Source organism: Phenylobacterium sp. (genome assembly GCF_046290725.1).
In the GTDB taxonomy this organism is placed as follows: domain Bacteria; phylum Pseudomonadota; class Alphaproteobacteria; order Caulobacterales; family Caulobacteraceae; genus Phenylobacterium.
Genome location: NZ_JBKBUH010000003.1, coordinates 169,757 through 191,251 on the forward strand (window position 1 = coordinate 169,757; position 21,495 = coordinate 191,251).

Genomic DNA, 21,495 nt, shown 5'->3' on the forward strand with positions numbered 1-21,495 from the left:
GGCAAATCGCCCGCCGACGGGCCGAACTTGGGGGATGAGGATGCGTTACGGCGGACTTCTCGGTTGCTCGACCATCGCAATGCTGCTTGCCGCCGGCGCGGCCCATGCGCAGGCGACGCGGCAGTTCGACCTCGAGCTCGAAGCGCGTGGCGTCTACGACACCAATGTCGCGCGATCCAACGCCGCGGTGGCGGCGCTGCGCGGGGTGGAGCGTGAGGACTGGATCTTCAGTCCCAGCGTCCGGGCGAACATCGTGCAGCCGTTTGGTCGCCAGGCCGTGTTCCTGAACGGCGCCGTCGGATACGAGTTCTACAACAAGAACGATCAGCTGAATCGCGAGCGGATCGGCCTTCAAGGCGGATTGCAGACCGGCTTCGGCCCCTGCCGCGGAAGTCTGGTGGGCGGCTATGATCGCAAGCAGAGCGACCTTCGCGATCTCACCCTGCTCACCGTGGAGAACATGGAAACGATCACTTCGGCAGGCGTGGATGCGGTGTGCGGCCGTCAGGCCGGCCTCGGCGTCATGGCCTCAGCGACCCAGAAGTGGGCCGACAACAGCGCAAGCTCCCGCGTCACCGCCGACTATACCGACTTCATGGCCGTCGCGGGCGTGGTCTATCAGCGGCCGACCTTCGGTGAGCTCAACCTTTTCGGCAGCTACGGCAAGATCAAGTACGATAATCGCCTCGTGCCGGCGGGCGCCGGATTCGTCCGTGACGGGTACGAACGCCACGGCGCCGGCGTTCGCTATACGCGCAGGCTTGGCGCGCGGCTGCAGGGATCGGTCTCGGCTAGCTATATCTCGGTTGAACCGGAAAGCCCCGCAGTCGATGACTTTCAGGGCGCGAACTACAGCGCCGATATCACGTTCCGATCCTCCGATCGCCTGCAGATGGCCCTGGCGTTCGCCCGCGAAGTGACGCCTTCGAACCGCATCGAAACCGCTTATTCGGTCGAGGATAGCTATCGTCTTGAAGGTACGTATGCGATGGGGTCGCGCATCAAGCTCGGGCTCGGCGCGTCTTACTCCAAGGCGGATTACGAAGGCGCGGCCCTCACGCCGACCTTTTCGGTGACCGAAGAGGAGATCAGGCGCGTCTTCGGTTCCGTCGGCGTCGATATCGGCCGGCGTTTCGCCGTGAAGCTGGATGCGACCCAGGAGGAACGCGATGCTAATGTTCCTGGGTTTGACTACACGGCCAACCGGGTGGGGCTCTCATTGGTCGCCAAGCTCTGACGTGCTGGAGAAGGTAATGGGTTTCCGATCCTCGATTGCAGCTGTTGTCATGCCGCTGTGCCTCGCCATCGCGGCGGCCGGCTCGGCGTGGGCGCAGACGCCAGCCGGGCAAGTTGCGCCCCCGATCGCGCCGCAGGCCGCGGAGACCGAAGCGGCAGCCCCCGAACAGAACTATATCCTGGGGCCGGACGACGTCGTCGAGGTGGAGGTTCTCGGGCGCGCCGATTTCCGGACGCGGGCCCGGATCGGTGCAGACGGCAAGATCCAGCTTCCGTTCCTGGGCGATGTCGAAGCCGCCAACCGGACCTCGCGGGAGCTCGGTGAACAGATCGCGCGCGCGCTCGAGGCCGGGGGTTATTTCAATCGGCCAGTGATGCGCGTCGAGGTCGTCGGCTACGCCAGCCGATACGTGACCGTGCTGGGGGCCGTGAACAATCCTGGCCTGGTGCCGATCAATCGCGCCTATCGCATCTCGGAGATCATCGCCCGGGTCGGCGGCGTCCGGACCGACGGCGCGGACCACGTGATCATCCGCCCTGAGAACGGCGCCGAGCGTCGGATCGACCTGAAGACGATGGCCATGGGTGGCGCGGAGGATGACCCCTATGTCTCGGCCGGGGACAAGATCTTCGCGCCGACCGCCGAGATCATCTACCTCTCCGGCCAGGTCCGGTCTCCGGGCGCCGTTCCGATGAACTCGGACATGACCTTCCGCATGGCGATCGCCCGGGCGGGCGGGATTACAGAACTGGGCTCGGAGCGCCGGGTTCAGGTCACCCGCGGCGGAGAGAAGCTCAAACGGGTCGACCTGGACAGTAAAGTCCAGCCCGGCGACATCATCAACGTCGGCGAACGCCTCTTCTAGCGCCGCCTGGAATCCATAGCATGAGCATCATCCAATTCCTGCGGATCCTCTGGGCGCGACGGCTGATCATCGTCGCGGCGACGATCAGTTGTTTCCTCGGCGCCCTCGTCGTCATCCAACTGGTGCCGCCGCGGTACGAAGCCAATTCCCGCATCCTGCTGAACCTGCTCCGCCCAGACCCGGTGACCGGACAGGTGATCGCCAACGCGGCGGCCCGGGGCTATATCGCCACCCAGCGAAGCCTGATCCGCGACTACTCCGTCGCTGGGCAAGTGGTGGATGAGCTCGGCTGGCTGTCCGATCCCAACCTGATCGCTCAGTATCAGAGCCGCCCCGCGACCGATACGCGCGACTTCCGTCGGTGGGTGGCGCAGCGGATCATCGACGGCACCAGCGTGAAGGTCGTCGAAGGCAGCAATATCCTCGAGATCACCTTCCGCGGGCCTTCGCCGCGGGATGCGCAGATCATCGCCGACGCGCTTCGCAAGGCCTATATCGATGCGAGCCTCGCCTTCCGCCGCGAAGACGCCGCCCGGACCGCCGAGTGGTACGACGAACAGTCCGACAAGGCGCGCGAAGCCCTCACCAAGGCCGAAGCTGAAAAAACCGCCTTCGAAAAGGAAACCGGCATCGTCCTTCAGGCCGACAATACCGATGTCGACAGTGCGCGCCTGGCGGCGCTGGCTGGGCAATCGGCGATTCCGCCCATCGTGACGGTGGCGCCGCCCAGCTCCGCCGCCTCGATGCAACTGGCCCAGCTCGACACCATGATCGCCCAGGCGTCCCAGACGCTGGGGCCGAACCACCCGGAACTGCAGCAAATGCGGTCGCAACGGGCCTCCGTCGCGGCTCTGGCCGCTCAGGAACAAGCGGCCGCACGGGCTCAAGCGGGCGCGGCGGCGGCCAGCGCAGGGGCCATGGACCGCGCTATGGCGGCGCAACGGGCGCGCGTGATCGCGCAGCGGGACAAGGTCGAGCGGCTGAGCCAGCTTCAGGCGGAGGTCGACATTCTTCGCGACCAGTTCAACAAGACGACAGCCCGCGCCGCCGCCCTGCGGCAGGAAGCCGCCATCGCCGAGACCGGCCTGACGCCGCTGGGCGCCGCCGTCATGCCACAGAGCCCGGTTTTCCCCAACAAGCCGCTGATCATCTTCGGATCCGTCGGCCTCGGCGGCGCCATGGGCTTGCTGGTCGCGCTGCTGGTGGAGCTCTTCGGACGCCGTGTGCGCGGCGTTGAGGACCTTCAAGGTCTCGGGGCCCCGGTGCTCACCGTCATCGCGCCGCCGGCTTCGCGCCGCTCGTTCTTCCGCCTTCCGGGGCCTTCACGGCTACGTCTCGCCCCGCCCGACGCCTCCAGGAGCGCCGCATGACCGCCGCCGTCGCACCGATCAAACGCCGAGGCCAGGCGGACTCCGCCCGCAGCCTCGTAGCCGTGGCCAGCGTCGCGCCGGCGCTCTCGAACGAGCTCGTCATGATCTCCGAGCCGGCCGGCGCGCGAGCCGAGGCGATACGGGCTCTGCGCACCTACATCATGACTCAGCACGTGCAGGGCGGTCGGCGCGCCCTGGCCATCTGCGGTGCGAGCATCGATGTCGGTTGCACCTTCGTGGCCGCCAACCTCGCCGTCGCGCTTTCGCAGATCGGCCTTAAGACCCTGCTGATCGACGGGGATTTGCGCCGGCCGGCGGTGGATGGCCTCATACGCCCCGTGCGGTCTTCGATCGGCCTGCAGCAGTTCCTTGCGTCCGCCGATATGGACATAAGCGAGGCGATCGAGGCCGAGGTGACCCCCAATCTCTCAGTGCTGCACGCCGGCGGCCCGGCCTCCAATCCGCAGGAATTGCTGGCCAGTTCGCGTTTCGAAGACCTCATGGAGGTCTGCATGCGCGACTACGATATGACCATCGTCGATACGCCGCCGGCCAATCTCTGCGCCGACGCCCGGCGGATCGGCAATGTCGCGGGTTATGCCCTGGTCGTAGCCCGCCGGAACCGCAGCCTGATCGATGACGTCAAGACCTTGGTCGGCGAGCTCGAGGGGGACCACGTCCATGTGGTCGGCTCGGTCCTGAACGAAGCATGACGCCGATGGCGGGGGCAGTGTCGGAACGGACGAGGCGGTTCGATCTCACTCTGAAAGGCGGCTGGCCCCTTGCGCTGGGTTTCGCCGTCCTTGCGGTCCCGACCTTTCTGGCTCTGGCCGACGAAGTTTGGAACCGGGAGTTCGGCGCCCATGGTCCGATCGTTCTGGCGACGGGCGCCTGGCTGCTGTGGCGCCAGACCGAGGAGTTCCGCAAGGAGGGCGTCCGCGGCAACCCGGCGGTGACGGCCCTGCTGTTTCTGCCGTCGATCGCCGTCTACGTCTTCGGCCGCGCCTATGACTTCATCAGCCTGGAGACGGCCGGCCTCTACGGCGTCGGCCTGGCGATTCTGCACAGCCTCGTCGGCCTGCGGTCGATGCTGCGGAACTGGTTTCCGTTCTTCTACCTGGCCTTTGCGATCCCCCCGCCGCAGTGGCTGATCGACGATATCACGGCGCCGCTGAAGCACTTCGTCTCCTATGCGGCGACGGGGCCGCTTGAAGTGGTGGGGATTCCGCTGGCGCGAGAGGGCGTGACGATCTTCGTCGCGCAGTACCAGCTCCTCGTCGAAGATGCGTGCTCGGGGGTCAATTCGCTCATCGGCCTCATGGCGATCAGCCTTCTCTACATCTACCTCATGCACCGGACGTCGGTTGCGTACGCCGCTCTGCTTGCGCTGCTGGTGGTGCCGATCGCGGTTCTGGCCAACATCCTCCGCATCATCGTCCTGATCCTATTGACCTATTTCTTTGGCGATGGCGTCGCGCAGGGCTTTTCGCATGAGCTGGCGGGCCTGTTCCTGTTTGCGACGGCGCTGCTCCTGGTCTTCGCCCTGGACAAGGCGATCCACGCCGGATGGCGGCGAATAAGGAGGGGCGAAGCATGATCGGCCGCCGCGAGCTTCTGATTGGCGGCGGCTGCCTGGTCGCTGCGGCGGCGGCATATGGCCTGAAGCCTCGCCATGAAATCTCGGTGTTGGGTGATCGGTCGCTCAACGAGATCGTTCCGCGGGCGTTCGGCGATTGGACATCCCAGGACGTCGGCGGCTTGGTCGCGCCGAAAATCGAAGGCAGCCTCGCAGACCGCCTCTACAACGAGATGGTGGAGCGGGTTTACGTGAACGGTGAAACCGGCGCCCAGATCATGGTTCTGATGGCCCACGGGGACCGGAACACCGACGCCCTGCAGCTCCATCGCCCCGAGAGCTGCTATCCGGCTTTCGGCTTCACGCTTTCGTCCAATCAGCCGACCGACATCCCGCTTGCGCAGGACGTCTCGATTCCGGGGCGCAGGCTTGTGGCGGATGCGCCTGGGCGGCGCGAAAGCATCGTCTATTGGACGCGCCTGGGCGAGTACTTGCCGATAAACTCCGGCGAACAGCGCCGCGACCGTCTGCGTACGGCCATGGAAGGAAATGTGCCCGACGGGTTGCTGGCGCGTTTTTCCGCCATCGGTTCGAGCCCGGACGCGACACTTGATCTGTTGCAAGCCTTCGTTCCGGCGCTGGTGCTCTCAACGCCGGCGGAGGGGCGCGACGCCCTGATCGGCAGCAAGCGCGCCAGGGCGCTTGCCCAGCAGGTTTGACGTCAGCCTGCCGCCGACGGGCGCGGCTCCACGGTGGCCGGGTTTCCGATCGCGATGGAGTTCGGCGGCATGTCCCGAGTAACGACGGCGCCCGGCATGACCAGGCTGTCGGCGCCGACAGTCAGGCCCGGCAGTATGATGGCTCGAGCGCCGAGAACGCTGCGATCGCCGATGCGAGTGTCGAGATAGACGCCGCGCGTCATGTCGTGGGTGAGGACGACGACATGCTCCCCGATACTGCAATCCGCGCCGATATGGATGCCTCGTGGCCACGTCCTGTCGATGAGCGCGGTTGTCGCGATCTGCGTGCTGGGGTGAATGTCCATGCCCCAGACATACTTTCGGATAAGCCCCTGGAACCAGGCGAGCGCTTTCTTCTGCAGGGTGTTATGAAGGGGTGCAGTCTTACTCATCAGCTTGGTTCGTTCATCGTCCCGCAGGCATAGATGCCACTGAATTCATTGAATAGCCTAAGAAGGTTTCGAAGGCTTCTCATCGGCGCCCGACGGCGTGTTCTCGGCGCCATTCAGGGTGTCGAGTTGCATCCCAGTGTGACCCTCTCACTCTCGGCTCGAATGTCGCCGGCGGCCCGCGGATCCATCACCGTGGGCGAAGAGACGCTGATCGCGTTCAAGACCTTCATCTACACGCGCGACGACGTGACGGGAGAGGTCAAGCCGGTCCGGATCGGCCGTCATTGTTTCATCGGCGGCGGCAGCACGATCATGCCGGGGGTCACGATCCACGACGAGTCCATCGTAGCCGCAGGGGCGGTGGTGATGGACGACGTTCCGCCGCGTTCGATCGTGGGCGGCAATCCGGCGCGGGTGATCCGCAGCGGGATCGTCGTCGGCAAGTACGGGCGCTTGGAAGGTGCGGACGACAACAGCCGTCGCATGTGGAAACCCAAGCGGTAATCCCGGGCGCTCGAAACAAGGAAGCCGGCGAGTCGCCTCGCCGGCTTCAAAGAGAGAGCAATGGTCGGTGCGACTTAGGCGAAGGCGCCCACGGTCGCCCGGCGGCGGCGAAGGGCGGCGCCCATCAGGCCGAAACCGGAGATCATCAGAGCCCAGGTGCCGGGCTCGGGGATGGCGGCCACCGCGATGTTGTCGAACTCGAAGGAGTTCTGGGTCGAGGTGAACACCACGCGGTTCACATAGTCGCCGCCGAAGTCGAAATAGACGCGACGGTTGGTGGCCGCGGCGCCTTGGTCGCCATTGGCGGGCGGGCCGAAGTCGATGCCGGAGAAGCTGCCGACCAGGCTCGCGCCGTTATAGAAGGCGATCGTGTTGTAGTCGTCGATCGAGCCGATGTAGAGGCTCAGCGACTTCAGCAGCTTGGCGGAGTTGAGTTCCGCCGGGCTCGCCTCGGCCGTGACGTAGTAGTAGGCCGTGCCGTCGCCGGCCGGAGCGGCGGCGACGTTCGGGATGTTGCCGGTGGTGACCGCGCCGCCCGAGATCGAGTAGCCGGGCGCCGCCGGGAAGTCGAAGTCCATCACGATCGTTTCGCCCGGTGCGACGGGCGCGTCGAAAGCGGTGGACGAGAAGGTCACGGCCGCGTTCGCCGCCGTGCCAGCCGAGAAGGCGAGCGCCGCGACGGCCGCCGTCAGCGCCAGCTTGTTGGTAACCATCTTCATGCGGATGCCCCTTGAAGTGGAAAGACGTAGACGGCGGCATTCTTAACCGGCGTTCACCGAACCTCAAAGCAAAAAAGCGCAAATTGGGGCGGGAATCCGGTTTGCCTCGGCTTTGGGCATGATTAAATCAAGAAGCAATTCGCGTCCTGGAAGATAAAAACTCGCCCAATAGAAGAATCTGTCGACGGTATCGACGTCGGTCGATCCCCAAGTTGAACGCTCGCGCATTGTGAGCATTTCCGGCCCGAGTGCTCTATCACTTCGAAGTGCGACAGCCGGTCGCGGCGCTGGTCTTACTTCGGCGGTCCGATTAAGCCTTCGTAAACCCTGAAGATTCACCAGCGTGGCCTTGCCTTCGGCCTCGTCGCCCCACTGCGCCGCCGGCGCCCGCGGCGCCATAGTCTGGCGCAAATCCCGCCTATGCTGCCCCTGGAACCCGAAACAGCCGTCGCCGTTTGGGCGAGGGGTCGTAGGGTCGTCACGCCACCGTCTTTAAGGTCGTCGCCTTGGAAATCATCCTCTTGCTTGCGGCTGGGCTTCTGGCGCTGCTGGCGGCCGGGCCTGCCTGGCGGGTCGCCCGCCGCCTGCGCCGCCGCCGGCGTCGGGCGCTCTACGCCGACTATTTCCCCGACGACTATCCGCGGCCTCCCCGGCGTCAGCGGCCCCCATAAACCCTATTTCAATGCGCTGAAGTCATGTTCGGCGAACGCCTCGAAGGACGTTTCGCGCATGAGCCCGCGCCGCCAACTCCCCAGCTCCAATCTCACGCCTGCCGACGTCTCGCGCCTGAAGGTGCTGGTGGTGGACGACCACGCCATGACCGTACGCCTGGTCACCGACGTGCTGCGGGCGGCCGGCGTCGAACACGTCCACGGCGCTTCCGACGGGCTGCGCGCCCGCGACCTCTTGAGCGCCATCCATCCGGACATCATCTTCACCGACTCCAAGATGCCGCACATGGACGGGCTGGAGTTCACCCGTTCGATCCGCCGGGCCGCGATCCATGCCGATCCGCGGGTGCCCAATCCCCAGGTGCCGATCGTGATGGTCACCGCCGATCGCAGCGTGCGCGACGTGCACATCGCCAGGCTGGCCGGCGTCAACGAGTTCGTCATCAAGCCGTTCACGCCGGCGGCGCTGCTCTCGCGCATCCAGCTGGTGCTGACCAAGCCCCGGCCGTTCATCATCAGCGAAGCCTATGTGGGTCCGGACCGCCGCCGCCGGGTGGAGCTCAACTATTCCGGTCCGCTTCGCCGCACGAGCGATCCGGACGAGGTCGCCGACGGGGTCGAGCGCGACCAGGCCCGCGAAACCATCGGGGTGGAGCTCGAGGCGATGCGCCGGCTGGTGGCCGCCCGCGGCGGCGTCGACCGCGCCACGCTGCAGATGATCTATCGCGTGATGCAGCACACCACGTTCCGCGCTCGCCAGGTGCGCGACCGGGCGGTGGAGCGCGCCTCGCTGTCAATGCTCGCCTATGTCGACGCCATGGGCGGGCCCGACGCCTGCGATCCTGAGGTGATCGAGGCGCATTTCGAAACCATTGGCGCCCTCCTGAAGACCGAGGCGCTGGACGAGGCCACGGCGGCCAAGCTCGCCCAGGACCTGGAGCGGATGGTGGCGATGAAAACCATGCTGCGGCGGGTGGCGGCGGCCTGAAGACCGCCCTATATCGGCCGCCCATGGCCGAAGCCTTCAACGACATGAGCTTGCCCGCCGCCAAGGCCGAGCGCTACGCCGCGGTGGCGCAGGAGATCGCCGCCGTGCTCGACGGCGAGCCGAACCGCGTGGCGCGGATGGCGACCATCGCGTCCATGCTGGCGTCGGCGTTCGACCACTATTTCTGGGCCGGCTTCTACGTGGTCGACCCGGACCGCGATCGCGAACTGGTGGTCGGCCCGTACCAGGGCACGCTCGGCTGCCTGCGCATCGCCTTCGGCCGCGGGGTCTGTGGCGCGGCGGCGGAAACCCGCCAGACCCAGCTCGTGCCGGACGTCCACGCTTTCCCCGGCCACATCGCCTGCGACGTCCGCTCGGCCAGCGAGATCGTGGTTCCGGTGTTCGACGGCGAGGGCGCGCTGATCGCCGTGTTCGACGTGGATGCGACGGAACCCGAGGCCTTCGACGAGACCGACGCCCGGTGGCTGGAAGAGATCCTGCGCCACGCCTTCGCCGGGACCGGCGACCGGTCCACCATTCCCTAACCCGCGCCTGCTTAAGGTTGCGGCATGAGCCGGAACCCGCCTCATGTGAGCCTCATCGTGCCCACCCAGCGCCGGCTGGAAGGGCTCGTCACCGCCGTGCGCTCACTCTTCCGGCAGACCGGCGTTTCGGCGGGTGCGCTCGAACTGGTGGTGGTCGACAACGATCCGGCCGCGTCCGCGCGCGACACCGTCGCCGGACTGGCGGCCGAAGCGCCGTTCCCCGTGGCATATGTGCATGAGCCTTCGCCCGGCGTCGCCAACGCCCGCAACAGCGCGCTCGCCAAGGCGCAAGCGCCGCTGATCGCCTTTCTGGACGATGACGAGGAGGCGGGGGAGGGATGGCTCGCCGCCCTGCTGGCGGTTCAGGCCGATTGCGGGGCCGATGTTGTGTTTGGTCCGGTGCGGGGTCGTGCGCCGGCATCGGTCGTGCGCCACCGGTCCTATCTGGAGCGCTTCTTCTCTCGCGAAGGGCCGGAAGCGGCGGGACCGATCGACCACTATTACGGCTGCGGCAACAGCCTCCTGCGCCGGGCGGCCTTGCCCGATCCGGACCGCCCGTTCGCCGCCGACCGCAACTTCATCGGCGGGGAGGACGATCTGCTCTTCGCCCAGATGCAGGCGCGCGGCGCCCGTTTCGCCTGGGCGCCGGAGGCCTGGGTCTGGGAGGACCCGGTCCCTTCGCGGCTGTCGCTGCGCTACGCCATCGTCCGGGCCTTCGGCTATGGCCAGGGGCCGTCGGCGGCCTGCGCCGCGGCCGAGCCTCGAGACTGGCTTGGCATGGTCGGTTGGATGGGGCAGGGGGTCGTCCAGGCCGCGGTCTTCGGCCTTGTCGCCGGAGGGAAGTGGCTGATGCGATCTCCCGACTACGCTTTCGCCCTCGACCGGGCGGCGCGCGGGCTCGGCAAGACGCTCTGGTTCGGGCCCTTCAAGCTGAAGTACTACGGCTTGCCGGCGCGCACCTGACTTCACGCGCACGTAAACCCCGTTGGCTTACGTGGCGTCGCGTCCCTAAATCTCCGTTCCGACGCGCGAAATCTCGCGCCATCTGCAAAGGGAGCGGAACCATGGCGGAAGCCTATATCGTTGCGGCGACCCGCACGGCCGGCGGTCGGAAGGGCGGCAAACTGAAGGACTGGCACCCGGTCGATCTGGGCGCGGTGGTGCTGAACGACCTCGTCGACCGCACGGGCGTCGACCCGGCCGGGGTCGAGGACGTGGTGATGGGCTGCGTCATGCAGGTCGGCGAGCACGCCACCAACATCGCCCGCAACGCCGTGCTGGCCTCCAAGCTTCCGGAAAGCGTGCCCGGCACCAGCGTCGACCGCCAGTGCGGTTCGTCGCAGCAGGCCCTGCAGTTCGCTGCTCAAGCCGTGATGAGCGGGACTATGGACGTGGTGATCGCCGCCGGCGTCGAGAGCATGACCCGCGTGCCGATGGGCCTGTCGGTCGCCCTGCCGGCCCAGAACGGCTTCGGCCATCCCAAGAGCCCCTGGACCGAGGAGCACTATCCCGGAATCCAGTTCTCGCAGTTCATGGGCGCGGAAATGGTCGCCGAGAAGTACGGCCTGACCAAGGACGACCTGGACGAGTACAGCTACCGCAGCCATCAGCGCGCCATCGCCGCGACCCAGGCCGGCGCCTTCAAGAACGAGATCGTCGGGGTCGAGATCACCGACGCCGAGGGCAACAAGACCCTCCACACGGTCGATGAGGGCATCCGCTTCGACGCCAGCCTCGAAGGCATCAAGGGCGTGAAGCTGCTGCGCGAAGGCGGCAAGATCACCGCGGCTTCCTCCAGCCAGATCTGCGACGGCGCCTCGGGCGTCATGGTCGTGTCCGAAAAGGCGCTGAAGGAGCACGGCCTGAAGCCGCTCGCCCGGATCCACCACCTGTCGATCCTGGGCCACGACCCGGTGATCATGCTGGAGGCGCCGCTTCCGGCCACCGAACGGGCCTTGAAGAAGGCCGGCATGAGCGTCGACGACATCGACCTCTTCGAAGTGAACGAGGCCTTCGCTTCCGTGCCCGTGGCCTACATCAAGTCGCTGGGCGTCGATCCGGAGAAGATCAACGTCAATGGCGGCGCCATCGCGCTCGGCCACCCGCTGGGCGCCTCGGGCACCAAGCTGATGTCGACCCTGCTCAACGCGCTCGAGGCGCGCGGCGGCCGCTACGGGTTGCAGACGATGTGCGAAGGCGGTGGTATGGCCAACGTCACCATCGTCGAGCGACTCTGAGGACTTAGGGAAGACCCATGGCCGGACGCATCTTCGCCATCACAGGCGCGTCCGGCGTCTTGGGCTCGGCCGTCGCACGGGCTGCGGCGGCCAAGGGCGCGCGCATCGCCCTGATCGACCACGCCCCGCACGCCCAGGCCCTGGCCGACTGCGGGCCCGAAGCGATCATGTTGGGCGGGGTCGACCTGACCGACGCGGTCGCCGCCGGCGCTGCGATCGATGCAGTCGTCGACCGCTTCGGCGGACTCGATGCTCTCCTGAACATCGCCGGCGGCTTTCGATGGGAGACCGTCGCCGATAGCACGGCCGACAGCTGGTACGCCATGTACCGGATCAATGTGGCGACCGCGGCCAACGCCTGTCGCGCCGCAATCCCGCATCTGAAACGCAGCGCCGCGGGCCGGATCGTCAATGTCGGCGCGGCCAGCGCGCTCAAGGCCTCGCTCGGCATGGGCCCCTATGCCGCCTCCAAGGCCGGCGTGCAGAAGCTGACCGAGAGCCTGGCCGAGGAGCTGAAGGCCGACGGGGTGACCGTCAACGCCGTCCTGCCCTCGATCCTCGACACGCCCGCCAACCGGGCCGACATGCCCAAGGCCGACTTTTCCGCCTGGGTGGCGCCGGAGGACCTGGCGCAGGTGATGCTGTTCCTGGCCTCGGAAGAGGCGCGCGCCGTGACGGGGGCGCTCGTGCCGGTGACGGGGCGGACTTGACGCGGCGCCCGGCGGCCGCATCGGATTTGGATTGGGCGCCGGGGCTCTGATAACCTCGCCCCATGACTGCCCGAGCCTTCGTGATCGTCCTTTCGATTTTGGCGGCCAGCCTCGCCCCGGGTTGCGGCAGGCCGCAGGCCGCCCAGGCGGGCGTGGTCAGCGTCGCCTCGACCTCTGCGCTATTGGATCGTCTGCAGCGCGCCTCGCCGGGCGAGGTGATCGTCCTGGCGCCGGGGGTCTATACGGGCGTGAGGATTCAGGGGTTCGAATTCGACAGGCCCGTCGAAATTCGGGGGCAGGGCGCGATCTTCCGCGATCTGCTCGTCCGGAACTCCCGCGGCCTGACCTTCCGCGATCTCACTTTCCAAGTGCAGCCTGAAGGGACGCCCAACCAGTTCGTCGTCATGCGCTCGCAGGACGTGCGGCTCCACGGTCTCAATGTCCATGGCCCGCTGGCGGAAGCGCCCCTCAAAGGCAAGGGCGGCCTGATGCTCCGGGAGAGCACGCGCGTGGGCGTGTCGCGCTCGACCTTCCACCAGACCCAGCACGGGCTCACGATCCTCGATTGCACGGACGTGGAGGTGCTCGAGAACCGCTTCCACAATCTCCAGACCGATGGCCTGCGGGGCGGCGGAAACGCGCGATTGGTGATCCGCGGCAACGACTTCCGCGACTTCTTCCCAGCGCCGGGCGATCACCCGGACGCCATCCAGCAATGGACCACCCATACGACCAGATCCGGAAGCGACATCGTCATCGAAGGCAATGTGATCGCGCGCGGGCAAGGCGCGCCAATGCAGGGCGTTTTCTTGCGGGACGGAAAGCAGCAGAAGCTCCCCTATCAGCGGGTGAGGATCGCCGGAAACGCCCTTATGGGCACGCTCTACAACGGGATCATGGTCGACGGCGGCGACGAGATCGAGATCGTGGGAAACCTGGTGGTGGGCTTTCCAGATCAGAAGTCATGGATTCGGCTGGAGAGCGTCCGCAACGCCGTCCTCACCGACAATACCGTCCAGCTCCTGCACTTGAAGGGCGGCGTGGCCGGCCTCGTCGAGCGCGGCAACCGGATCATTCCGCCCGCAAGGGATGGCGGCCGCGCCGCCTATGCCGCCTGGAAACAAGCCAGCGGCGCAGACTGATCAGAAGGAGCGGCCGGCGAAGGGGGGCTTCGCCGGCCAAGATCCTACGCGAGCCCCACGCGACGGCGCTGACGTAGCGCCGCACCCATCAGGCCAAAGCCCGCGATGAGCAGGACCCATGCCTCCGGTTCCGGCACGGCGATCGGGTCGCCGATGGTCAAGCTCAACTGAATCGGGTCGTCGCCATTGGCCGTGCGAAAGACGCCGAAGAAGCTGCCGAACTGCGGCTCATAGGTGACGCTGCAGTCGCCGATCGTGGCAGGCGTGCATGGCTTGCTGAAGCCTCTCGGCGTCTTCAGCCACGCATAGGCTAGCCCGGGCGCCACGATGTTGATGCAGCCGTCGCTGAGGTAGCAGTCGACTGCGTACAGATACTCGTTGCCCGTCACCCCACCCATCGCGTCGTCCCACCAGGTGACGCGCTGCTCCAGCAAGCCGGTATACTCGCCGTAGAGGAATTCGAGGCCTCCAAACTCCAGCTTCGCCAAGGCCTTCTGACCGTCGCCAGGCCAGTTGAAGTCCCCGAAGACCTGGAACTCGCCGCTCGAGTCGGGGGGCCAGACGTCGAGGGAAACGATCTGAGCTGCGTTGGCCGGCGTTGCGCAGAGCAGGGCGGCCAACGGGACGGCGCACAGCGCGCGAAGAAACTTGAACACGATCCTCTCCTCCAACCCCCGCATGGCAAGCGTGGCACTTTCAGGTTGCAAGTCAAGGTAGGGTTGATGGCCGTCAACCTCTTCGCCTCGGTCCGCCTTTTCGACCGGCAGGCCTAGCTCCTAACCAGCCGCGTCCCGACAATTCGGCGGCGAAACCCGAGTCGGCTGCAGACACGACATTGTCGACCCCACTCCGCGTGAGGCGCGTCTCGCGCTTGCCCGGCTCTTGCATCCGCCGAGGCGTTCGTTCTGGATTCCAGTACGGCAGGGACGCTAAGCTCTCCATCAGGGGATGGGGAGCTCCATGAAAACGAGGATGGTCAGCGCCTTTGCGGCGGCCTGGACGGCCGTTTGTTGCCTTCCAGGCGTCGCGCTTTCACAGGCCGCTCAGGCCGACTCGTCCGGTCTCATCGCCTATCCGCCGGAGTTCTTCGCCGAGATGGCGCCTTCGAGCGCCCACGACATGGTGCTGCGCCTGCCGGGCTTCTCCTTCGACAAGGGCGCGGCGGTGCGTGGGCTCGCAGGCTCCGGCGGCAATGTGCTGATCGACGGCGAGCCGCCGGTCTCGAAGAACGACACGCTTGAAGAGATCCTCAAGCGGATCCCGTTCGCCGCCGTGGCCCGCATCGAGGTGATCCGCGGGGGCGCGCCGGGCATCGACATGCAGGGGCGAACCGTCATCGCCAATGTCGTGCGCAAGCAGGCGGCGGGCGCCCGCGGAGCCGTCGGGTACTCCATCCATCCCTTGCGCGACGGCCGCGTCCTCAATGCGCTCCGCACCGAAGGCCAGTGGCGCTGGGACGGGCGGTTGCTCGAGCTCTCCACCGTCTATGGCAAGGGTCCCGACGACAGCATGGGGGATGGTCCCCGTCGTCGCTATGGACCGACGGGCGCGGAGATCCTCGCCTCCGACGTGGACGCTGACGCCCAAGGCGAGCGACGCTGGCTGCTGGGCGCCTTCGAGACGCCGCTCGCGCGCGGCCGTCTGCGGGTCAACGGCGCCTATATGGACACAAGGTCCAGCGTCGAGCTCATCGACCGCCTCATCCGGCCTGCGGGCGGCGAGTATGAGTACATCACCTCCGACCGGTTGCAGGCGGAAGCTGGCGCGCGCTTCAGCCGTCGCTTCTCGATCGGCGCGCTGGAAGCGGTGGCCTTCCAGCAATGGAACAATCTCGAGACCATTGCGCGGTTTGAGTCCGCCTCGGTCAATCGGCTCTTCGTTTCCGACAAGCAGGTCGCCGAAACGGTGGGCCGGCTCAATCTCCGGCGTCGGCAGAGCGAGACGCTCTCCCTTGAGCTGGGCGTCGAGGGCGCGTTCAACACGCTGGACTCCAAGACCGCGCTCACCATGAACGGCGCGGCCATCGCCGTTCCGGCCGCTAACGTGCGCGTCGAAGAGGCCCGCGCCGAGGTCTTCGGCCTCGCCACCTGGCGGCCGGCCGCGGCGCTCACCCTGGAAGGCGGTCTGCGCCAGGAGACCTCGACCATCAGTTCGAGCGGCGACGTCGTGCTCGAAAAATCACTGAGCTTCACCAAGCCGAGGCTGGCCGCCACCTGGGCGCTGGCCGCCGATCAGCAGCTTCGGGCGCGGATTGAGCGCGAGGTGAGCCAGCTCAACTTCGACGACTTCGTGGCCTCCTCCTCGGTCGCCAGCACAGGGGTGGTGCTGGCCGGCAACCCCGATCTCTCGCCGCAACAGGCCTGGATCTTCGAAACCGCCTACGAGCACCGCTTCTGGGGCGACGGCGCGGCGATCCTGACGCTCCGCCACGCCGAACTGACCGATGTCATCGACCGAGCTCCGATCGGTGCGGCGGGGGTGCTTGCCGATGGGCCCGCCAACATCGGGGAGGGGACCAAGGACGAGCTCGTCCTAAGCCTCGCCCTGCCGCTGGAGCGGCTCAAGGTGAAGGGCGCGACCGTGAAGGCGCTCGTGACCATGCGCGATTCCGAAGTGGTCGATCCGACCACCGGCCAAACCCGTGAGATTTCCGGCCTTCGGCCACTGGAATGGGAGGTCCGCTATGCGCAGGACCTGCCGCGGTGGAAGGCGACGGTCGGGCTCGACCTCTTCGGCGGGTTCCGGGAGAGCTATTACCGCCTCACCGAGGTGGAGACCCGCAAGTATGATCCCTGGGTCACGGCGTTCCTCGAGATGAAGCCCAGACCTGAGTGGGTGCTGCGCGTCGAGCTGCAGAACCTGACTCAGCGCGGCTTCACCCGCATCCGCGAGGTGCACGCCGGTTCGCGGGCGAGCGCGCCGATCGCCTATGTGGATGTCCGTGACTTGGACTACGGCCAAGCGCTCTTCTTGAGACTTCGGCGGATCTTTGGATGACCGCCGCCCCGCCGGCGAAACCTGGCCGGCTTGTTTGCGGGTGTGGGAACGCCTTGGCGGTGCAGCCTGATTGGCGCATCCCGTCGGCTGCAAGGCGCGCCGCGGAGGTCGCCACTTTGGCGCCTGCCGCTGGGGTCGTCAGCTTCTCGGCGAGCCTGCAAGGGCGATGGAGGACGCTTCGCCCTCCTCCAGCTCCAGGAAATCGGTGAAGGGCAGGTCGTAAACGTGGTCGAAGAACTCGCCCTGGAACCTGAACGGCAGGCCTGCGTCGCTATTCCACAGCATGGCGATCCCGGTTCGCCGTTCGGGATCGAACAGCAAGGTGGCGCGGTAGCCGGAGAGGCCGCCGCTGTGGCCCACGAGAAGATGACCCCGATAGGCGAAGCTTCTTACGCCCAGGCCATAGCCGGCGTCAGTGATCTCGCGGGCCATGGCCATGCGGCCGTAGGGCCGGCCCGTCGCCACGCGAGGGCGCTGGGCGGCGCTCACGACGTCCGGCGACAAGACGTCGGGGCGAAGCCCCATCAGCGCCTGCATCCATTTGGCCAGATCGACGATGTTGGAGTTCACGCCGGCGGCGGCGGGAACCCGATAATAGGCTTCGCCGAAGGGAAGACGCTGGCCGTGCCGGTGTGGCTGGGCCCAGCGCCGAGCCTGGGTCAGACCCGTCGTCCCGAGCGTCGCGCTCGTCATGCCAAGAGGGGCGAAAAGGCGCTCGGTCGCCACCTGCTCGTAAGCCTTGCCGGTGCGGGCGGCGATGACTTCGGACACGGCGTCGAAGGCGATGTTCTGATAAGTGTGGCAGGCGCCGGGCGGGCAAACCGTGGCGACGCTCGCGAGGGAGGTCCGGATCGCGACGGGATCTTCGCCGCCTTCGAGCCGCCCGTCATAGGCGTTCTTCGGCAGACCCGTCTGCTGGGAAAGCAATTGCTCGACGGTGAGATGGCGTTCGGCCCCGCCAGGCAATTGCAGACTGGTGGGAAAGGCGCTTAGGCGCTCGGAGAGGGAAAACGCCCCTTCCGCGGCCAGCTGGGCGCTTAGAACGCCGGCGACCGTCTTCGAAACCGAGGCCCAGCGGAACGACGTAGCCGCATCGATCGGCTCGCCGCCGGCCTCCGCCGTCACCCCATAGCCGCGCACGAAGGCTATGCGGCCGTCCTCCACGACCGCGACGGCCAGACCGGTCATGGAGGGATCGCCCATCATCGCCTGCAGGCGTTCATCGAGCGCCGCGTAATCGAGGGAGCCCTGCCAGGCGGGTTCAGCCGCCACGGCCGGAACGGCGAGGCGCGGGGAGGCCAAGGCTGTGGGCCGCGCATCCGAACGGCCGAGAAGCAGGCTCACGCCAAAGACGGCGATGCTCGCCAGAACGGCGACGAGACCGGCTCTTACAGCGATCTTCATCTCGCCCAGGCTCCTCTACGCTACAGACTTGGCCCGCCGCGTCAGGCGGCGAGTCAAGCCAACCCTAGCAGCCGCCCGCAATGAGCGGCGCCTCGGAGGCGAAGAAAACTTGGGGCCTGTCGCGGCCGCGCGGCCCTCCAACCCTTGAGTGGCGCGCGGCGAGCCTCGCCGCCGCGATTCCTGGGGGAACGCCGCTTGCGGGCGGCGGAGGCCTTCCTGAAGGCGACCTTTGCTCCGGCGGCTAGCCGCGCTCGCGCCGGCTGGCGGCCTCGCGTTCCCAGAACTCCCGGAAATAGCGGCGAGGATCGCTGACTGATCGAGTGGGATCGCCGAACACCAGGGTGTTGCGGTCCTTGAGGTCATAGGGCGCCCAGGCCGGGGTCTTCGGGTTGTCGGGGCGTCCGCTCGCGGCCATCGCAACCCAGGCTGCGGCCAGTTCGTCGGCGAGCCGCAGGTTGTTCGCCGTAGGACCGGCCAGCGGAAACCGGATGTCGTGCATGGCGTAGGCGACGTCGATCCCGTGGGTTGCGCCATAGCGGCCGCCGAAAGCGGGGCTGGGGCTCGCCCAGAGATAGGACCAGGTGGGCGCGGCGCCCGCCGCCAATCTCCGCTCCAGCATGGTGTTGGCGCTTCGCCGGAAGGTGGCGTCGGAGTTGATCCGGGCATTGATGATGAAGGGCGTGGCGGCCGAATCCTCGTCGCGGTAGGCGGTCAGCAAGTTGTCGGCCTCGGCGCCCACGCGCGTGGTCAGGCGCTCGCGCACCTCCTCCCAGCCCATGTCGAACCTGGTCTCGCGATAGGTCCGCTCATCGAGCGTCGTTGAGACCACCAGCGGGATGTGGAGCGACTCCGCCGGCGCGCCAGGCGTGAAGGGATGGCGCGGGATCGCCCGGCCCAGCACCGGAGCGAAGGATCGCGGCGCCTCGCCCCGCGCCCGCTCCTCGGCCTCGACCTCGGCCTGGGCCGCCAGCAGGGTGGTGAAGGGGACGGCGCGCAATTCCTTGATCTGATCCATGCGCAGACCCAGCCGGCGCAGCAGCGCGTCAGACGCCTTGGCGGCCTGTTCTCGGCTCATGGCGGCCAGTTGCGAGCCGCTCATGACGCCTGCGCTGGAGAAGAGGCCCTTGGCCTCCGGCATGGCCATCAGATGGCTGACCTTGGCCCCACCGCCGGATTGGCCGACGATCAGCACGCGGGTCGGATCGCCGCCAAAGGCCTCGATGTTGCGCGCCACCCACTGCAGGGAAGCGCGCAGGTCCTCCATCCCAGCCGCGCCGGAATCGGCCAGGGGGCCGTCTTCGCCCAGATAGAGGTAGCCGAGCGCGCTCAGGCGATGATTGACGGTCACGACCACGCAGTCGCCAAACCGCGCCAGCATCTCTCCGTCGCCGCCGGGATTGTTGCTCGATCCGCCGTAGAAGCCGCCGCCGTGGAAGCGCACGATCACCGGCTTCTTGGCCGACGGGTTGGGGTCCGGCGTCCAGAGGTTCAGCACCAGACAGTCTTCACCCATGCCGCCAGGCTGCACGTCGTTCAGGATCAGGTCGGCATAGACGTGGCGCCGGTCGCCGGGGATCTGCGGGGCGATGTTCCCATAGTCGAGCGCGTCGCGGACGCCGGCCCACGGCTTGACCGGCTGTGGCGGCAGGAAGCGGTTGGCGCCGGATGTGTCGGCGCCATAGCGCAGGCCCTTGAAGACACAGATGCGGCCAGACCTCAGGCCCCGAACCTTGCCCTCGGCCGTCTCTACGATCGGAAAGAGCCGAGATTCCTGGCCTCGGGCGGGGCCGGCGGCCAGGGTCAGGGCGGCGCCCGCCGCAGCGAGCACCTTGCGGCGATCAGGGGTCATGGGTCTCTCCAGTCTAGCGGTGCAGGGTCTTGCCCATCTGTTGGGTCGGAAACCGGCTCATGAAGCGCCGCTCGGCGGCGAAGGGGTCTTGCGCCAGCCGCGAGGATGCATCGAACAGCATGACGGGCCGGTCGGTCAGGTCGTAGGGCCGCCATTCGGGGATGGCGGCATTATTCGGATCGCCGGTGCGCGCAAAGCTGATCCAGGTTTCGGACATGGCTTGCGCCAGCGCCCGCGTCTCCTCGCTCTCGGGCCCGGTGAGGTGCGGAGCCTTGGCGACGTTGTCGAAGACGAAGGGCAGGTCGAGCGTATGCTGGCTGAAGCGGCGACCGTCTTCGGCCGGCGAGCGCCAGACAAGCTGGTAGGACCAGGTGGGCGCGGAGCCCGCATGCACCCGGTTCTCGGCCATGATCGTCTGGTCAAGGACGTAGCCCCGCGCCGAGGCGATGACGAAGTAGAGCTCCGAGGGCGAGGCGCCGGGCGACTCGCTTTGGAAAACCGCGATCGCCTCTTCCACCGCCTCCTCGCCCACATAGCGCGCCAGGCGCCGGCGAAGCTCCGTCATGTCGAGCTCGAACGCGCCTTCCTCATAGCCAAGCTGGTTGGAAAGCTCGGTGCGGGTCGTGCCCACCATCATCGGCAGGTGGGCCGAGATCTTCGGCGCGTCGGGAACGAAGGGGTGGGCCTGGAAGGCGAGCCCGTCCAGCACCGGCGAGAACCGGGAGCGGGTTTCCCGCATCACCTTGATCTGGGCCGAGGTGAGGACGTCCGTCGGGACCTCGAGGAGCTTGGCCGGATCGCCTGGGGCGATCTCCAGCTTGGCCAAGAGGGCGTCGGTCAGGCGGGCGGCGTGCTCGGGCGACTGCACCCGCAGATGCGAGCCGCTCTGGACGATGCCGCGCTGGAAGAGACCCTGCGCATCGTGACCTGCGTAGCAGAGGCTGACCTTCCGGCCGCCGCCGGATTGGCCGAAGATGGTGACATTGTCGGGATCGCCGCCGAAAGCGCCGATGTTTTCGCGCACCCACTTCAGGGCCGCGACCAGATCGAGATATCCGACATTGCCTGCACCTGCGTAGGCCTCGCCGAGGCGGTCGCCCAGGAAACAGTGGCCAAAGACGTTTAGGCGGTGATTGATCGAGACCATCACCACATCGCCGCGCAGGGCGAGCCTTGTTCCGTCATAGACCTTCTGCGAGGCGGAGCCCGCCTCGAAGCCGCCGCCGTGGAACCAGAGCATGACGGGTCGGCTGGGCGCGTCGAGGCCGGGCGTCCAGACGTTCACCCGAAGGCAATCTTCGCTCATCGGCCCCTTGTCGGCGAGCATGCTGCGCATCTGGGGGGACTGATGACCGTATTCGAAGGCGTCCTGGACGCCGGCCCAGGGCTCGACCGGTTGCGGCGGACGGAAGCGGTTGGCGCCGCCGGTGTCGGCGCCATAGCGCATGCCCTTGAACACGAACACGCCGCCCGTCCGCCGGCCGCGGATCTTGCCTTGCGCGGTGTCCACGACCTGGGTTTCGTCGAGCGTTTCGGTCGAGCTCATCAG

21 protein-coding genes are annotated in these 21,495 nt (G+C 67.2%); 15 read left to right on the forward strand and 6 right to left on the reverse strand.

The window, feature by feature from the left end; genetic code table 11:
- Positions 1–40 precede the first annotated feature (40 nt).
- From ACK41C_RS17700 to epsI, 6 genes are read left to right on the forward strand one after another with little or no spacing between them, the layout of a single operon-like run.
- The gene (locus tag ACK41C_RS17700; RefSeq protein ID WP_409656982.1) at positions 41–1,237 is read left to right on the forward strand and encodes an outer membrane beta-barrel protein; all 1,197 of its coding nucleotides are present in this window, start codon (positions 41–43) and stop codon (positions 1,235–1,237) included.
- The gene (locus ACK41C_RS17705) at positions 1,176–2,102 is read left to right on the forward strand and encodes an SLBB domain-containing protein (RefSeq protein WP_409656985.1); all 927 of its coding nucleotides are present in this window, start codon (positions 1,176–1,178) and stop codon (positions 2,100–2,102) included. Before ACK41C_RS17700 ends, ACK41C_RS17705 begins: the two co-directional genes overlap by 62 nt.
- A 20-nt stretch (positions 2,103–2,122) precedes the next feature.
- Complete coding sequence (locus ACK41C_RS17710) at positions 2,123–3,472, forward strand: Wzz/FepE/Etk N-terminal domain-containing protein (RefSeq protein ID WP_409656988.1); 1,350 nt, start codon at positions 2,123–2,125, stop codon at positions 3,470–3,472.
- Complete coding sequence (locus tag ACK41C_RS17715; protein ID WP_409656991.1) at positions 3,469–4,185, forward strand: CpsD/CapB family tyrosine-protein kinase; 717 nt, start codon at positions 3,469–3,471, stop codon at positions 4,183–4,185. The genes ACK41C_RS17710 and ACK41C_RS17715 overlap by 4 nt, the downstream gene beginning before the upstream one ends.
- Entirely contained in the window at positions 4,182–5,069 is an 888-nt protein-coding gene (gene xrtV, locus ACK41C_RS17720) for an exosortase V (RefSeq protein WP_409656994.1), read from the forward strand. The genes ACK41C_RS17715 and xrtV overlap by 4 nt, the downstream gene beginning before the upstream one ends.
- Positions 5,066–5,767, forward strand: coding sequence for an exosortase-associated protein EpsI, V-type (epsI, locus tag ACK41C_RS17725; RefSeq protein ID WP_409656997.1), 702 nt, complete (start codon positions 5,066–5,068; stop codon positions 5,765–5,767). Before xrtV ends, epsI begins: the two co-directional genes overlap by 4 nt.
- A 2-nt stretch (positions 5,768–5,769) precedes the next feature.
- Here the strand turns inward: epsI and ACK41C_RS17730 are convergent, their stop codons facing one another.
- Positions 5,770–6,180 (reverse strand): acyltransferase, encoded by a 411-nt coding sequence (locus ACK41C_RS17730; protein WP_409657001.1) that lies wholly within the window; start codon positions 6,178–6,180, stop codon positions 5,770–5,772.
- A 192-nt stretch (positions 6,181–6,372) separates the two neighbouring features.
- On the opposite strand from ACK41C_RS17730, the gene ACK41C_RS17735 reads away from it, so the two are divergent.
- Positions 6,373–6,684: an acyltransferase gene (locus tag ACK41C_RS17735; RefSeq protein WP_409657004.1), complete on the forward strand. Its 312-nt coding sequence runs from the start codon at positions 6,373–6,375 to the stop codon at positions 6,682–6,684.
- 74 nt (positions 6,685–6,758) lie between these two features.
- Here ACK41C_RS17735 and ACK41C_RS17740 read toward each other — a convergent pair whose 3' ends face one another.
- Positions 6,759–7,403, reverse strand: coding sequence for a PEPxxWA-CTERM sorting domain-containing protein (locus tag ACK41C_RS17740; RefSeq protein ID WP_409657007.1), 645 nt, complete (start codon positions 7,401–7,403; stop codon positions 6,759–6,761).
- A gap of 506 nt (positions 7,404–7,909) precedes the next feature.
- Here ACK41C_RS17740 and ACK41C_RS17745 point away from each other — a divergent pair.
- From ACK41C_RS17745 to ACK41C_RS17775, 7 genes are all read left to right on the forward strand, one after another.
- Positions 7,910–8,074 (forward strand): hypothetical protein, encoded by a 165-nt coding sequence (locus ACK41C_RS17745; protein WP_409657010.1) that lies wholly within the window; start codon positions 7,910–7,912, stop codon positions 8,072–8,074.
- A gap of 58 nt (positions 8,075–8,132) precedes the next feature.
- Positions 8,133–9,062: a response regulator gene (locus ACK41C_RS17750; protein ID WP_409657013.1), complete on the forward strand. Its 930-nt coding sequence runs from the start codon at positions 8,133–8,135 to the stop codon at positions 9,060–9,062.
- A gap of 23 nt (positions 9,063–9,085) precedes the next feature.
- Complete coding sequence (locus tag ACK41C_RS17755) at positions 9,086–9,607, forward strand: GAF domain-containing protein (RefSeq protein WP_409657016.1); 522 nt, start codon at positions 9,086–9,088, stop codon at positions 9,605–9,607.
- A gap of 24 nt (positions 9,608–9,631) precedes the next feature.
- A complete protein-coding gene (locus tag ACK41C_RS17760; protein WP_409657019.1) occupies positions 9,632–10,570 on the forward strand; it encodes a glycosyltransferase family 2 protein in 939 nt (312 codons plus the stop codon).
- Positions 10,571–10,671: 101 nt separating this feature from the next.
- Positions 10,672–11,844 carry an acetyl-CoA C-acetyltransferase gene (locus tag ACK41C_RS17765; RefSeq protein ID WP_409657022.1) on the forward strand — a complete coding sequence of 391 codons (1,173 nt, stop codon included), beginning with the start codon at positions 10,672–10,674 and terminating at the stop codon, positions 11,842–11,844.
- Between the two features lie 17 nt (positions 11,845–11,861).
- Complete coding sequence (locus tag ACK41C_RS17770; RefSeq protein WP_409657025.1) at positions 11,862–12,554, forward strand: SDR family NAD(P)-dependent oxidoreductase; 693 nt, start codon at positions 11,862–11,864, stop codon at positions 12,552–12,554.
- Positions 12,555–12,616: 62 nt separating this feature from the next.
- Positions 12,617–13,696, forward strand: a complete 1,080-nt coding sequence (locus ACK41C_RS17775; protein WP_409657028.1) for a right-handed parallel beta-helix repeat-containing protein — start codon at positions 12,617–12,619, stop codon at positions 13,694–13,696.
- 44 nt (positions 13,697–13,740) lie between these two features.
- Here the strand turns inward: ACK41C_RS17775 and ACK41C_RS17780 are convergent, their stop codons facing one another.
- Positions 13,741–14,352 carry a PEPxxWA-CTERM sorting domain-containing protein gene (locus ACK41C_RS17780; protein ID WP_409657031.1) on the reverse strand — a complete coding sequence of 204 codons (612 nt, stop codon included), beginning with the start codon at positions 14,350–14,352 and terminating at the stop codon, positions 13,741–13,743.
- 304 nt (positions 14,353–14,656) lie between these two features.
- Here ACK41C_RS17780 and ACK41C_RS17785 point away from each other — a divergent pair, with 304 nt between their 5' ends.
- The gene (locus ACK41C_RS17785) at positions 14,657–16,693 is read left to right on the forward strand and encodes a TonB-dependent receptor plug domain-containing protein (RefSeq protein ID WP_409657034.1); all 2,037 of its coding nucleotides are present in this window, start codon (positions 14,657–14,659) and stop codon (positions 16,691–16,693) included.
- Between the two features lie 138 nt (positions 16,694–16,831).
- Here ACK41C_RS17785 and ACK41C_RS17790 read toward each other — a convergent pair whose 3' ends face one another.
- From ACK41C_RS17790 to ACK41C_RS17800, 3 genes are all read right to left on the reverse strand, one after another.
- Positions 16,832–18,097 carry a serine hydrolase domain-containing protein gene (locus ACK41C_RS17790; protein ID WP_409657037.1) on the reverse strand — a complete coding sequence of 422 codons (1,266 nt, stop codon included), beginning with the start codon at positions 18,095–18,097 and terminating at the stop codon, positions 16,832–16,834.
- 241 nt (positions 18,098–18,338) lie between these two features.
- Positions 18,339–19,946 carry a carboxylesterase/lipase family protein gene (locus ACK41C_RS17795; protein WP_409657040.1) on the reverse strand — a complete coding sequence of 536 codons (1,608 nt, stop codon included), beginning with the start codon at positions 19,944–19,946 and terminating at the stop codon, positions 18,339–18,341.
- Positions 19,947–19,959: 13 nt separating this feature from the next.
- The gene (locus ACK41C_RS17800) at positions 19,960–21,492 is read right to left on the reverse strand and encodes a carboxylesterase/lipase family protein (RefSeq protein ID WP_409657043.1); all 1,533 of its coding nucleotides are present in this window, start codon (positions 21,490–21,492) and stop codon (positions 19,960–19,962) included.
- Positions 21,493–21,495: the final 3 nt, after the last annotated feature.